This window comes from Corynebacterium sp. 20-84 (genome assembly GCF_053479455.1).
On record NZ_JBRBCB010000002.1, the window covers coordinates 138,952 to 153,282 of the forward strand.

Below are 14,331 nucleotides of genomic sequence, written 5' to 3' on the forward strand. Positions count from 1 at the left end.
ACGACCGATCTCACTGTTTGGTCACCTCCGACAGATCGATCCCGTCAGTGACCACTGTCGGATCAACGCCTTCCACCCCAGGGGCGGTGACGACAATATTGGGCAAATTCGCCAACGTGACAGCGCCCGCGTCTTCCATGATCGAATCGACGGCATCCTCCATGTACTCGATATTTTCTTCAGGAGTTCCCGCGTCGGCGAGAGAAAAAGAATCCCGCACAGCTTCGGAATCAAACCCGAGGTAATACTCGGGGGAGAACAGCTGCGGCATATCGCGCGGCTCCACATGAGCAATCAACGACGACTGGTAGTCCGCCTGCTGGAGGACCTGGTTCAGCCACACTGCCGGAAATTCCACGGTTTTGAGCTTGACGTCGAAGCCGACGTCTTTCAGCTGGGAGAAGATCAACTCCGCCGCATCTTGGGCGTACGGAAGTGACGGCACCGTGATCACCACTTCTGGAGAGTCGCCGCCCAACAGCTCCCGGGCCTTGTCGGGGTCGAATGGAAAATAGTCTTTCCCGGTGAACCACGGATCGCTCGGGGACACGGGCGCACCGCCGGTGTCTTTCGCCATGCCTTTCCACACGACGTCGTTAAGCGCGTCTCTGTCGATCGCGTAAGCCACCGCTTTCCGCACATCTGGGTCGTCGAACGGAGCGCGCCGGTTGTTCAAGCTGAGCAGCACCTCGCCGTTCGTCGTTCCGACCTCGACGCCGAAAGAGTTTGGAAGCGTCTCCAGCAATTCCGGCGCTTGCAGCCCCCACAGCACATCGACATCGCCGACGCGCAGAGCATTCACCGACGACACAGCATCCGAGAAATACCGGATCGCGGCATCTTGGCGCGCCGGCTCACCCCAGTAATCCTCCCGCGCATCAAAAGAAATGGACTCGCCGAGCGCGAAGCTGTCGACCACGTACGGTCCGGTCCCCACGGGATCGGTTGCTAGCTTATCGACGCCCCCAGGGGCCATCATCGCCCCCGTCAATGTCCCCATCGACCACAACCAACTATTAGACGGAGCATCCAATGTCACCTTCAATGTCAGTGGATCCACCACCTCGACGTCTTTGACTGGGTCCATCTGCTTAGCGAGTCCATTCGTCCATTCCTCGCGCACATAATTGATGGAAAACGCGGCCGTTTCGGCGGAGAATTTCTCGCCATTTGAAAAAGTCACGCCGTCTTTGAGGTGAAAGACATATTCCGTCCTGTCCTCGTTGACATCCCAGCTCTCGGCGAGGAGGGGTTGGGGTTGGCCGCTGTCGTCGATAAGCACGAGCGTCTCGTAAACGTTGTTCATAAGCGCCTGCGGGATCGCGGCACCGCCCGTGGTGGTGAAGTCGAGCGAGGCGGGCGGTGATGTCGTGCCCACGACTACGCTGTCCGGTTCGATGCGGCCGACATTCGACGCTGTGCTGCCCGCGGAACATGCGGACAGCAATCCGACCGACAGCACCGCCACTGCGGCACCCAATGCTCTCATAAGCAAAAGGCTATTCTTGCGCTGCGGCGATCTCAAACCTCACCGGAATGGACGCGCCCCTCACACTGCTCAGCCCGACCTTGACCATGTCGCCCCGGTAGAAAGTCTCCGCGTACTCGACGGGTTCACCCTGGAACGTGAAAGCCCGCATTTCCAGTCGCCACACCGGGTCGCCCTCGGAAATGCCCAACAGCTCTGCCTGGCGAGGTGTCGCCGTAGACGCCTCTGCTGTACGGGAGGCGTTGTCGATGACCACGCCTTCGTCGAAAAGCTGCTGGTGCACTGGCTGCTCGCCCGGAACGAGCGTGAGGAATCGCTCTCCGAACTTGAGTGGGAACACGAGCCTTTCCAACAGGACTGGGGTCTCATTCGCCGTGCGGATGCGGACAATCTCCACCACTTGGTCATTGACCTGGAGGTTGAGCGCCTCCGCGACATCCTGGGACGCGGGCTCGCGCGCGACCCGGAGGATCCGCTCGCCCGCTTCCTGCTGTGCCTCCGCAAAAAGGGAGGAGGTGGAGATCAGTGCGTCGAAGCTGTTGGACTTCGGGGCTTCCAGAACGAGCGAACGCCGCCCGCGCCCGGAGGAAATCAGACCATCGCCGCGGAGCGCTGCGACAGCTTGGCGGACGGGGCCGCGCGACGTATCGAATTTCTCGCACAGCTCAGCTTCAGAAGGGAGCGGGTCGCCCGGGGCGAGCGTGCCGTCGTGGATCAGGCTGCGGAGGTGGTTCGCAATCTCCTGATGTTGTTGGCGGGCTATGGTAATTCTCCTGTCAAGTATTCACTAGATGGTGAGTACAATACAGTGCTTGAGCTGGAAACCAACATTTATATGCATTTCTTCTTCTACATAAATGTGGAGACAATTTCCATCGAATGCAGTACTTCCTCATGCGTCGGAGACTGGAAAGAAATCATCAGTTCATCGGCCTTCGCGTGCTCTGCGAAACCCTCCAGGTATTCCGCCACCTGCTCGCCCGTGCCTTGTGCCGTGTAGCGCAACATGCCGACGATCTGGTGGCCCTGCGGAGAATTCATCACCGTGTCCAACTGATCCTCGGTCAACGACCGTCCCTGGCGGCCGAGGAATGCCTTCACGCGCTTCCGGCGCACGAGTTCTGTCTGCCGCGCCGCATCCTGTTCGCTCTCCGATGCGGTGACGTTCACCGCCGCGATGACGAATGGTTCTTCACAGTGCTCAGAAGGCTGGAAATTTTCGCGGTAGTACGTCGTCGCCTCTTCCAAGTGCGTCGGCGCGAAATGGGAGGCAAAGGAATAGGGAAGACCCAGCTTCGCGGCCAGCGTCGCTCCGAACATGGACGAGCCGAGAATGTACAGAGGCACATTCGTGCCCGCCCCGGGCACGGCAGTCACGCCTGGCACGACAGAATCCCCGGCGAGATAGCCTTGCAACTCCAGCACGTCATTCGGGAAATTCTCCGCGGACATCGGGTCACGGCGAAGAGCGCGACCAAGCGTATTTTGGTCCGTCCCTGGTGCGCGGCCCAACCCGAGATCGATCCGGTCTGGATACAGCTCAGCCAATGTGCCGAACTGCTCCGCGATCACATACGGCGCATGGTTAGGAAGCATGACGCCACCAGCGCCGAGACGAATCTTCTCGGTTTTGGCGGCGATGTGCGCGATGAGAACCGCCGGCGACGACGATGCGATCGACGGCATGTTGTGGTGCTCGGAGTACCAGATCCGGCCATATCCCAGCTTCTCTGCCGTCTGCGCCAATTCCACGGAACGCTCCATGGACTGGCCAGGGGTCTCGTCGTCTCGGACAGTGCAGAAATCCAGCAGGGATAGGGGAGTCATGGTCGTCCTTCCAGTCGGGGCAATGTACACCCCTTGCAACAAAGTGGAAGGACGCTTTATTTCTGGTTAGGCGAGGTTGGCTTCAGCTTCTTCGAGGGTCTCGCCCTCTACAGTGCGTTGCGTGCCGATCTCCAGCGGGGCGTGTGGCTTAGCAAGGTCGATGGCGACACCGATTGCGAACGCCACGGCCGTCGGCAGCAGCCAGCCGAGATCGAAGCCCTGCATCGGCGACCACGCGACCAGCGGCGTCAGTGCGTCCGCAGCCCACCCGAGGCTGATGAAGGTGGAGATCAGCGACCAGATGACGGCGACCCAGATCGGCAAGAAGAAGCCCCAGCGCAGGCGTGTGCGGCGGCGGAACAGCGGCTCGATGAGGGTGACGAAGATCAGGGCGATCGCCGGCGGGTACAGGAAACCGATGACCGGACCAGCGATGGCGATCACGAAGTCCAGGCCCTGCGTCGCCATGACCGCGGAGGCAACAGCGAAAATGGTGGCCCAGGTGTGGTACGAACCCGCGAACTGCTGGGAGAAGTACTCCGCGGTGGATGTGATCAGTCCGATCGCGGTGGTCAGGCACGCGAGAACGACGATCAGAGCGAAGACGATTTGGCCGGGGCGGCCCATGAGCTGCAGGGCTGCGTCGGCAAGCAAAGGTGCCCCCGAGTCGTACTGCGTCGCTTCAGGCATGGCGCGGCCAATCAGACCGAGGCCGACGTAGATCAGTGCGAGCAAGATACTTGCACCGAGGCCAGCGAGGATGGTGCTGCGAACCAGGGGCTTACCTTCGGCGAATCCCTTATTGCGCAGGGATGCGATGACGACGATGGAGAATGCCAGTGCGGCGATCGAGTCCATGGTGAGGTATCCCTCGAGGACGCCCGCCGGGTACGCGCTGGAGGCGTAATCCTCGCTCGGGGTGTAGTGCTGGTTCGTCATCGTGAACAGCGCCATGCCGATCATGACGACCAGGAGTATCACCAACGCCGGCGTGAGGAATTTGCCCAGCGTGTCGGTGATGCGCGTCGGATTCCAAGAAAGGGCGAGGGCGATGCCGAAGAACACGATATTGAAGATTGCCGCGGTCAGTGTGCTGTCCCAACCGAACACCGGCGTGATGGCGACCTCGAAGGACACGGCACCTGTACGCGGAAGAGCATAGAACGCGCCGATCGAGAGGTACGCGAGAACGGGAAACACCACGCCGAACAAGGAGCCCGCGCGCTGCGCAAGGTCGCGCACATTCGAGCCGGACAGTGCGATCGCGACCACGGCGAGCACGGGCAGCAACGCACCCGTGGTGAGGAAGCCGAGGATTGCCGGCCAAAAGTTTTCGCCCGCCTGTACCGCGAGCATGGGCGGGAAGATGAGGTTTCCGGCACCGAAGAACATCGAGAAGAGTGCGAGCGCTGTAATCACGATCGCGCTGGTCTGCGTCTTGTTGCCGCTAGACACCGCAGTAGACATTGGGCCTCCCTAGGAAAATGAACTAATCGTAGGGGTCACCCTATCATCTCATGCTGCGGAACAGGGTTCCATTGGGTGAAAAATTTGCTTATCGACGTCCCGTCCATGTTCGAAATTCCTCCTTCCCAATTCCGATGCGACCTGCATTTTGTGGATAAGAAGTCGAATGTATTGGCGAATCTGTGGATAACTATGAGTGCTTTCAAGGAGGTGTGTCTAGGTCGTTTGCAATACTGTTCGCACAGATGTTTCAAATGCGTCTGAAAGCGATCCACAACGATCCCGATGAGATAAGGAGCAGACCATGAGCGCCCAAGTCGAAGCGCCCGGGCATTCTCCGCCGCCCGGTGCGTTCTTCGCTAGCGAGAATCCCGACGACCCAGACAGCACCGCAGGCATCTATCTGCGGCGCGCACAGCACGCCATCTTTGGCCGATATGCACAAAACGACGAGTTCCTTGGTTCCCACGATGCGGACGCGGAAGTCACTGCCGTGAGTATCAGCACCGGGTTGACTCCCTCTTATGTGAAGGAGGGAATGTTCGCCTACATGACGCTCCAGCAGCTGCCCCGCCTGCGCGACCTTCAAAATGAGACGCAGCGCTTGGACATCAAGCGGTTGTGCGCCATCGAAAAAGCAGTGAACCGGCTGGGCAATGATGCCGCTCCCGAGGATTACGAACAGATCGACGACCTCCTCGTCGGCCTGTTCACGCCCGATACCCCGAACCAGCAGCTGCCGACGCCGTATATGGTCACCCGTCAGCTCAACCTGCTGATGGCCACCCTGGACTGCTCCGTGGCTTTCGACGCAGAGAAAAAGAAGAAGCGCGGGGAGACGCCCCCTGGCTTCGGCCAGCTCGATTTCCATCCCGATCCCTCGGGAGTCGGGCTGTCTGGTCTGACCTTCTCCGCGGACAACGCGACGATGGCTGCAGCCCAGTCCTCGATCAGGGCGACCGCGCGCAAGCACGGTCTCTCCGATTCTGACGCGACCCTCAAGCTCCTCACGGGCCGCGTCGCCGCCGAGCTCCCCGCCACCATCTTCGCCTACGCGCCGAAGAAACCGGATGGCAGCGTGGACACCACCAAGCCCGTGTTCATTCCCGGTTTCGGGTGGTCGGGCGCTGTCGGCACCGAAATGTTCCACTCGTTCAATATCAGCGTGATCGACCTTGAAGGGGCTGCGGCTCACACCGTTGCCGGCTACGTCGCACCCGAGAAAGTCAGAGCTTTTGTTCGCGGCCGCGACGGAACCTGTATCTACCCGGGGTGCAGCCGCGACGCCTGGTCGTGCCAGCTGGATCACCGGATCCCGTACGACGAAGGAGGCCAGACGAACGCAGATAATCTCTACTGCCTCTGCCAGCATCACCACAACATGAAGACTGACCGTCTGGCGTTCTACGTCCCGGATCCGGTCACCGGTGAGGTCGTGTGGCTCTTCGCGGATGGAACGTATGCCCGAGTGGAACCGGAAAGCGTGCTCGAAAGCCAGATCACCCCGACGAATCCGAAGTGGTCGCGTTCGCTCAACGACGTCAGACGGCTCAAGCGCGAAAACGCCAGGTTCTTCGCGCAGTGCCACAAGGTCCTGGATGATTTCGAGAAGGACTTCGACTACGAAGCGTGCCTCGAAAAACTCCTGGAATTGGAGGAGAAGTACGGACTGCGCTTCCCCTTCCACCCGGAGCCCATGCCCACCTACGAGCCGCCGCCGGAGGATTAGGACAGTTCGCGGATCGCGCGCAACGGGATCTCGACCCAGTCGGGCCGGTTGTTGGATTCGTAGACGACTTCGTACGCAGCTTTGTCAGCGATGTACGCATCCAGGATCGGATTCGGCTCGATTTCGTACCCAGCGAGCAGCTTATCGACGTCAGCCTGACCCCCCATTGCATGCACGTACCCGAAACTTCGCACCATTCCGGCGACATCCCGCAAAGGATGATCTGGCAGCCGCCTTTGTTCAAGGGGGCGGGCAGGTTCGCCCTCAAAATCAATCAAATACCAGCGATCAGAAAGGAGAGTCTGACCCAGGTGAAGATCACCGTGGATGCGCTGAATGTCTACGTGATCATCCGGCACCCGTGAGTAAATTTCCCGCAAATTGTCTTCGAAAGGATTGAGGGCATCAGTTTGAGTGAGAATCTCGTCGAGATGCGCGTTGAGTGAATCGCGGATCTGGGAGCCAGAGACTGATTCCGTGCCGAAAGCGTCTGAAAGTGCTTCGTGCACGGTCCGTATGGCGGCGCCGAGTTCATGCTCGCTTTCCAGTCCTGGGTCGAGCGCGAGTTGGAAACCGTCGCGGCCGTCGGTGATGAACTGTTGCATCATCGCCAGGGTTTGGCCATCGCGGGTGAGGTGGCCGCGAACGCCGGCGACGTACGGGCAGTCGGAAATTTCGCTCAAAAGCTCGACGTCGGGATTCAATCCAGTTTCGAGCTTGCGGAAGACCTTCAGGATCCACTTCTCGTCCACGATAAGGGAGGTATTCGACTGATCAGCTCGAAGTGGGTGAGCGGTCTTTCCCGACATGTCCCCGGAAATTTCACCGAAACTGGGGAGGTGCTCCACGTACGTTTGGGCGCCCTCATCGGTGTCGAGGATGTCCTCGTCGTTGGAGATGAGGACCTGATAATGGTCGATTTTGCCGTGGTCGACTTCGAGAATCTGCCATGCATAATTCTTGGCGGGGATCTCCGCGACGACTTTTTGGTTCAGAATCTCTTCTGATTTCGCGCCGTAAAAACGAGTCTTTTTCAGGTCCATGATCTGTGAGGGGAGTTAGGAAATATCGAACCAGAAGTGGCCGTGTGGGGCGAGGGTGACTAGCCACGGAAGTTCACCGATGGCGGGGAACTCGATGTTGCCGGACAGCTCGCGGGGAACGACTCCTGCGAAGTGCGACAGGTTCATTTCGACTGGCTGGGGCAGCGAGCTCATGTTGTTGATGCAGAGAATTCGTTCTCCATCGTATTCGCGGATGAAGGCGAGAACCTGGGGGTTGGTGTGCTCGACTTCCTGGTAGTCGCCGCGCCCGAAAGCTTTGTATTGCTTGCGGATGTGCACGTGCTCGCGGACCCAGTGGAGCAGTGAATTTTCACGTTCCATCTGGGATTCGACGTTGATGGCTTGGTAGCCGTACGTGTCGTTGCGGATGGCCGGCAGGTAGAGGCGCTCGGGATCGGTGCGGGAGAAGCCGCCGTTGCGGTCGGCATTCCACTGCATGGGGGTGCGGACACCGTCGCGGTCGGGAAGCCAGATGTTGTCGCCCATGCCGATCTCGTCGCCGTAGTAGAGGAATGGGGAACCGGGAAGCGACAGCAGGAGGGCGTGCGCCAGCTCGAGGCGGTCGCGGTGGCCACCCAACAAAGGAGCGAGACGGCGGCGGATGCCGACATTCGCGCGCATACGGGGGTCGGTGGCGAAGGTGGTGTACATGAAATCGCGCTCGTCCTCCGAGACCATCTCGAGGGTGAGCTCGTCGTGGTTGCGGAGGAAGATGCCCCACTGGGCGGACTCCGGAATATCGGGGGTCTCGCGAAGGATATCGATGATCGGCTGCGCGGATTCCTGGCTGATTCCCATGAAGATGCGCGGCATTACCGGGAAGTGGAAAGCCATCTGGCACTCGTCGCTGTCGCCGAAATACTGGACGACCTCGTCGGGCATCTGGTTGGCTTCGGCGAGGAGGAAACGGCCGGGGTACTCTTCGTCGAAAAGCTTGCGCACGCGTTTGATGAATTCGTGCGTCTCGGGGAGGTTTTCGCAGTTCGTGCCTTCGCGCTCGAAAAGGTACGGAATCGCGTCGAGGCGGATGCCGTCCATGCCGAGGTCCAGCCAGAAACGGATGACATCGATGACGGCATCTTGAACTTGTGGATTGTCGTAGTTGAGATCTGGCTGGTGGGAGAAGAAGCGGTGCCAGAAGTACTGCTTGCGCACCGGGTCGTAGGTCCAGTTGGACTCTTCGGTGTCGATGAAGATGATGCGGGCTTCAGAGTACGGGGCAGGCGTGTCGGACCAGACGTAGAAATCGCCGTAGGGGCCGTTCGGGTCGCGGCGGGACTCCTGGAACCACGGGTGCGTGTCAGAAGTGTGGTTGATGGGGAAGTCGGTGATGATGCGGATACCGCGCTTGTGGGCGGCGTCGACAAGCGAAACGAAGTCCTCGACGGTGCCGAATTCGGGGAGGACCTTGCGGAAATCGCGGATATCGTAGCCGCCATCGCGCAGGGGCGAATCGTAGAACGGCGGAAGCCACAGGCAGTCGACACCGAGCCACTGCAGGTAGTCGAGCTTTTCTTCGAGGCCCTTCAGGGTGCCGGAGCCAGAACCATCTGGGTCGTAGAAAGCGCGGACGAGGACTTCGTAGAATACGGCGTCTTTGTACCACTCAGGGTCGGGGCGTTCCCAGGGCTCGTTGCCGGGAGCGGGGGTGGGGGGATCGTATTTGCTGGCGTCCGCCTCAATGAGGAAGCCTTGCTCGTCAGTCGCGTCCATGGCCCCTAACAATAGCGGTCGAAATCCGGTCGAGTGCTTCGGCCAAGATTTCGGGGCTGGTGGCGAAATTCAGACGTGCGTGGTGCGCACCGCCGGTGCCGAAAGTGATTCCCTCATTCAGTGCGACTTTCGCTTCTCGACGAATCCACGCAGCTGGTTTTTCATCCTTGATCGCAGTGCCTCTGAAATCGAGGAACATGAGGTAGGTGGCTTGAGGTTTGGTGAACTCGATACCGGGGATGGCTTCTGGGAGGTTCTCGATCAAATAATCTCGATTGGACTTGAGAGTTTTGACTTGGTCATCCAGGGCTTCTTTTCCGTGGTCGTAGCAGGCTTGGGCGGCGACGATGCCGAGGGTGCCGGTGCCGTCCTTTGCTACTCCGGTGAGATTCTTCCAGGTCTCTGCATCGTTTTCATTGCTGAAGACCATCTGGGCGCACTTGAGGCCGGCGACATTCCACGCCTTGGAGGTCGCGGTGACGGTGATGCAAACGTTTGCGGCGGTGTCACTGACGTTAGCGGCGCAGAGGTGGGAGTTTTCGTAAACGATGGGGGCGTGGATTTCGTCGACAAGCACGCGGGCGCCGTATTTGGCGGCGATATTGCACAGTTGGACGAGCTCCTCCTCGTCGAATGTGTAGCCCCACGGATTATTCGGCGACGCGAGCAAGATGGAGCCAGCACCGTTTTTGAATGCGGCGTCGACTTCCATGAGGTCTAGGCCGTCCTTTGCCCCGACCTCGACCATCTCGCGGCCGGCAGTCTCGGGAAGCTCGAGGAACGGGGGATATGAGGGAACCGGAACGATGACGGGAGAGTCAGGCTTGGTGAAGTACTGGATGCCCAAGAGCATGCCACGCACCACGTCGGCGACGGGGAAAATGTGTTCCGGGCTAGGCGCCCAGCCGTATTGTTGTGCATAGAAATTGCTCAAGGAGTTTCCGAGCGTGTGGTGGGCGGGGGTGTAGCCAAACATCTCGCGGTCCACTGCATCCTGAATCGCTCGCTTCACCGGCTCGGCGGTGGGAAAATCGCTTTCGGCGACCCACAAGGGAAGAACATCGTCCCCGAATTGGGTCCACTTGCGGGTGCCGCGGGCGCGGAGGGTCTCAAGATCTGGGAACTGCATGGCTCCCAACCTACGCTTTGAACCCGAAGGCTTTGAGGCGCTTGCGGTCTTTTGCAGAAGACGACGCTGTTAGTGCGAGAAGCTCTGAATAAATTCCGCCGGAGACGGCGAGTTCGGAGGGGGTGCCGATCTCGTCAATTTTTCCATCTTTGAGGGTGATGATGGTGTCGACGGAGGCGATCGTCGATAAGCGGTGCGCGATCATGATGGTGGTCCGGTCCTTCATCAATTCGTCGAGCCCGGCTTGGACGGCGCGTTCGGATTTGGTGTCGAGCGCTGATGTCGCTTCGTCGAGGACGAGGATTGGTGCATCCTTGAGCATGGCGCGAGCGACGGCCACGCGCTGTTTTTGGCCGCCGGAAAGTCGCAGACCGCGTTCGCCGATGACGGTGTCGTAGCCGTCGGCGAAGCCCGAGATAAAAGTGTGTGCATTGGCGCGCTTGGCCACTTCAATGATCTCGTTTTCGGATGCGTTTGGGTTTCCATACGCGATGTTCTCGCGGATCGTGCCGGAGAAGAGCGCAGGTTCTTGGAAGACGACTCCGACGGAGGCGCGGACGCGTTCGATATCGGCGTTGTCGATGTCTTTACCGCAGATGGTGAGCGAACCGTGATTGATGGGATACAAGCCCAAAATGAGATTGACGAGAGTCGATTTTCCACCGCCGGACTCACCGACGAGGGCGATTTTTTCTCCATGGCGGGCGGAGAAGGAAATATCGGACAGGACGGGCTCTTCGTCGTCGTAGGAGAAGCTGACGTTGTCGAATCGGATGGTCGGCTCGCCCGCAGGAAGTGGCTGCGTGGGCGTGGTGTTCAGATCGGGAACATCGGCGGAATTCGTCGCGGAGACGACTTGGGGGTTTGCGGAGTCCTCGATCGGCTGGTCCATCACCTTGAAATAGTCGCGGGAGCCGGCGATGGCGCGCTGGGCGGAATCGACAAGCCAGCTCATCATCTGGACTGGTTGTTGCACCATCGTGACCAGCTGGATGAGCATGACCATGTCGCCGATGGAAAAGCGGCCGTTGTAGGTCTGGACGAACAGGATCAAATAGATGCCCAAAAAGACGGCATTCATCGCCATGCCGCGGGCAACGTCCATTCCATGCCACCAGCGGGATTGCGGGCGAGTGAGATCGATGGTCTTTCCATAATGATCGCTGAACTCTTGGAGCTCACGGGTCTCAGCGACGAAAGATTTGGTGACCTTCACTTGGCCGACGACCTCGGCGAAGCGGCCGTTGGCGAGGTCGATTTGCTCGTTCTTGTCCTTCTCGTATTTCTGCCAGCGTTTCGACGTCAGGGCAGTCAGCGCGAGGTAGATAGGAAATAGCGCAAGCAGGAGGAGGGTGAGCGGCCAGTAGAAGAAAGCGGTGATGCCGAGGATCGCGATGACCTGCAGGAGCATCGGCAACAACGTGTTGGAAAAGGTCTGGACCGTCTGCGTGATATTCATGATCGAGCGGTCCAGGCGGGCGATGATCGTGCCGGTGACTTGACCGTCGAAATAGCTTTGGGGCAGAGAGAGAAGTTTGGCGAAATATCGCGTCGAGAGTGTTTGCCTGATCCGTGCGGAGACGACGTCGCCGAGGTATTCGCCGATATTCTGCATCAATGTATTAGCGGAATACGCCGCAAACAGGGCGACTGCGAGCCACACAATGGGGTCGAGATCTTTTCCCTCGACAATCGTGTCGGTGGCCTCGCGAATGATGAACGGAGACACAAGGTGGAGCGCCGCAGTGACCGAGGAGATGACGACAATGCCGACGTAGTAGGGCCAAAGTGCGGACGCGCTACGGATGACTCGAAATAGTGGCTGCACGGACTCCACTGTAAAGTGTGTTGAAGTTTCGTCGACAGGGAAGGCTCATGATGACGCGCAAGGCTCTTGGCACCATCGCGGCAGTATCTTCATTGCTTCTGCTCGCTGGATGTGGGGATGATGAGGTCGTGGACCAAGAGGGCTCGCTCACCCCGACCACGGGTGTGGCGACGCCGACTGAAGAGCCGGAAGAATTCGAGACACACAGCGCTGAGCCGCTCACAACCGACGAAATCAGTGGCGAGTCCGTCGAAGACCCGGGCATGGATGTCTCCTACAAGTGGCAGGGAACCAACTACGCGCCGAACGGCGGGACCGTCGTCACAGTCGCGGTGAAGAACCACTCGGACAACATCATGCCGCCGGAGGCGCTCGGCGAGCCTGAACTCACGTACGACGGCGGAGAAAAAGCTAGCCGCCTCAGCGCGGAAGACGCCGGCATCGAGCTTGAAGGGCTTGATTTTCCGCTGGGCAAAGGCGCGACGATGAATGTTCAGTACGCATTCGACGTGAGCTCGGGCAATCTTTACGACGCGACGTTCAAGATCGGCAACGTCGTTTTTGAAGGGAATCTGAACAACTAGTGGATGAGCTCGTGGTGCTGTGCACCGAGGACGGAAAAGAGAAGGGAACTGCTCGCAAAGGCGAGGTGCACACAGCCAGCACTCCTCTTCATTTTGCATTTTCTGCATGGCTTTTCGATGATGCTGGCAACGTTCTCCTGACACGTCGGGCCTTGAACAAGCTGACGTGGCCGGGAGTGTGGACCAACAGTTTCTGCGGGCACCCGGGGCCTGGCGAGACATTCGAAGAGGCGCTGGTCAGAAGGGCATCTGAAGAGTTGGGCACGACAGTGACAAATATCGAGTCGGTGCTGCCCGAATTTCGCTACCGAGCGGTGGATGCGTCGGGGATCGTGGAGAACGAGATTTGCCCGGTCTTTTTCGCGGAATTGGACGGAAAACTCGAGCCGAACCCGGACGAGGTGTGTGAATTTGAGTGGGTCTCGATGGAAAACCTGAAGGAAGCGGTCAAAAGTTTTCCATTCATCTTTTCGCCGTGGCTGGTGGAAGAGCTAGAGCAGTTTCCTCAGTGAGGTTGGGGTTTCCGAATTTTGCATAGTCGACGAGCCAGGGGGTAAGGGGGCCGTCGAAAAGCGGAAATAGCTCGTCGCAGTGCTTTGAGCCTTCGGTGAACCGGACGTGCCAGACTTTTCCGGGGGCGTTGTCGACTACTGCTTTGACCCAGCGGAGAATGATCTTGTTGGTCAGGCGTTTTCCAATGATCGGATGCTGGAATTCCTGGTCATGGGAGGAAATGACCAGAGGGATGTCTGCCATTTCTTCGGGCTTCAGGGGGGTGGGGCCCAAAGCCATGTCTGTCGGGTAGCGGCGGCGCAAACGTTTGTAGGCGCGCTCGAGTGTGTCTGGTTTTGCCTTATTGAGCCACGTTCTGGTGGTGGGAATCCGAAGGGCGGATTTCCTCTGGCGGAAATTCTTGTGGGGAAAGGCGGGGGACATGGCCACGGCCCGTCGAAAAGCGCCGCGGTAGTGGTCTTTCCTCATGAGCCACAACACGATGGCGGCGCCGGCGGATTGGCCAGTGAGCGTGACATTGGTGGGGTCGCCGCCGAAAGCCTCGATATTTTGCTGGACCCACTCGAGACCGAGATTGACATCGTCGACGGCACGGAAATGGTGGGGCTGGTCGTCGCGAAAAGGAACGAGGCCCGCAAGCTTCTTCCTGTAGCCGATGCGCACGAGAATGACACCGCTTTCGGCGAGCGCTTCACCGGGCGATGCGACATCTTCGTGGTCGCCCATTTCGAAGCGGCCGCCGTGAATATGGACGATGACGGGAGCTTCCTTTGCGTTTTTCGGCGCAACGATGGTGAGGGCGATTTTTTCGGGGTCGGGCGTTTGCGCGTCGATGAGTTCTCCCTTCGGCGCCATTTCTGCATCGTCGAAAGGAGCGGGGAAATGCGCAAAAGGAATGGAGTGGAAATAGGAGATTTCTCCTCCGGATTTTCCAATCACAGTCCCGGCAGGGCACGTCACTTCAACGGGAGAGCTCATGGAGCCTAAG

The 14,331-nt window shown here is 59.2% G+C and carries 12 protein-coding genes; 3 read left to right on the forward strand and 9 right to left on the reverse strand.

Annotated features, from left to right (window positions below; all coding sequences use genetic code 11):
* Positions 1-10: 10 nt before the first annotated feature.
* The 4 genes from ACUY2Y_RS02130 to brnQ form a co-directional block, all read right to left on the reverse strand.
* Complete coding sequence (locus ACUY2Y_RS02130; RefSeq protein WP_448324609.1) at positions 11-1,489, reverse strand: ABC transporter substrate-binding protein; 1,479 nt, start codon at positions 1,487-1,489, stop codon at positions 11-13.
* A 10-nt stretch (positions 1,490-1,499) separates the two neighbouring features.
* On the reverse strand, positions 1,500-2,273 hold the full coding sequence (locus ACUY2Y_RS02135; RefSeq protein ID WP_448324707.1) for a GntR family transcriptional regulator: 774 nt from the start codon (positions 2,271-2,273) through the stop codon (positions 1,500-1,502).
* 65 nt (positions 2,274-2,338) lie between these two features.
* Positions 2,339-3,316 (reverse strand): LLM class flavin-dependent oxidoreductase, encoded by a 978-nt coding sequence (locus ACUY2Y_RS02140; RefSeq protein WP_448324610.1) that lies wholly within the window; start codon positions 3,314-3,316, stop codon positions 2,339-2,341.
* Between the two features lie 66 nt (positions 3,317-3,382).
* Complete coding sequence (brnQ, locus tag ACUY2Y_RS02145) at positions 3,383-4,783, reverse strand: branched-chain amino acid transport system II carrier protein (protein WP_448324611.1); 1,401 nt, start codon at positions 4,781-4,783, stop codon at positions 3,383-3,385.
* Positions 4,784-5,087: 304 nt separating this feature from the next.
* Between brnQ and ACUY2Y_RS02150 the strand changes: the two genes are divergently transcribed.
* Complete coding sequence (locus ACUY2Y_RS02150; RefSeq protein WP_448324612.1) at positions 5,088-6,512, forward strand: HNH endonuclease signature motif containing protein; 1,425 nt, start codon at positions 5,088-5,090, stop codon at positions 6,510-6,512.
* Here ACUY2Y_RS02150 and ACUY2Y_RS02155 read toward each other — a convergent pair.
* Genes ACUY2Y_RS02155 through ACUY2Y_RS02170 form a run of 4 tightly spaced genes read right to left on the reverse strand, consistent with a single transcriptional unit; the run spans position 6,509 to position 12,246 of the window.
* Positions 6,509-7,555 carry a phosphotransferase gene (locus ACUY2Y_RS02155; protein WP_448324613.1) on the reverse strand — a complete coding sequence of 349 codons (1,047 nt, stop codon included), beginning with the start codon at positions 7,553-7,555 and terminating at the stop codon, positions 6,509-6,511. The genes ACUY2Y_RS02150 and ACUY2Y_RS02155 overlap by 4 nt on opposite strands.
* Before the next feature lie 15 nt (positions 7,556-7,570).
* Complete coding sequence (gene treS, locus ACUY2Y_RS02160; RefSeq protein ID WP_448324614.1) at positions 7,571-9,289, reverse strand: maltose alpha-D-glucosyltransferase; 1,719 nt, start codon at positions 9,287-9,289, stop codon at positions 7,571-7,573.
* Entirely contained in the window at positions 9,276-10,418 is a 1,143-nt protein-coding gene (locus tag ACUY2Y_RS02165) for a MalY/PatB family protein (protein WP_448324615.1), read from the reverse strand. The genes treS and ACUY2Y_RS02165 overlap by 14 nt, the downstream gene beginning before the upstream one ends.
* A 10-nt stretch (positions 10,419-10,428) precedes the next feature.
* Positions 10,429-12,246, reverse strand: coding sequence for an ABC transporter ATP-binding protein (locus tag ACUY2Y_RS02170; RefSeq protein ID WP_448324616.1), 1,818 nt, complete (start codon positions 12,244-12,246; stop codon positions 10,429-10,431).
* Positions 12,247-12,293: 47 nt separating this feature from the next.
* Between ACUY2Y_RS02170 and ACUY2Y_RS02175 the strand changes: the two genes are divergently transcribed.
* On the forward strand, positions 12,294-12,830 hold the full coding sequence (locus ACUY2Y_RS02175) for a hypothetical protein (RefSeq protein WP_448324617.1): 537 nt from the start codon (positions 12,294-12,296) through the stop codon (positions 12,828-12,830).
* Complete coding sequence (gene idi, locus ACUY2Y_RS02180) at positions 12,830-13,342, forward strand: isopentenyl-diphosphate Delta-isomerase (protein WP_448324618.1); 513 nt, start codon at positions 12,830-12,832, stop codon at positions 13,340-13,342. Before ACUY2Y_RS02175 ends, idi begins: the two co-directional genes overlap by 1 nt.
* On the opposite strand, the gene ACUY2Y_RS02185 is transcribed toward idi, so the two are convergent.
* A complete protein-coding gene (locus tag ACUY2Y_RS02185) occupies positions 13,293-14,321 on the reverse strand; it encodes a carboxylesterase family protein (RefSeq protein WP_448324619.1) in 1,029 nt (342 codons plus the stop codon). The genes idi and ACUY2Y_RS02185 overlap by 50 nt on opposite strands.
* Positions 14,322-14,331: the final 10 nt, after the last annotated feature.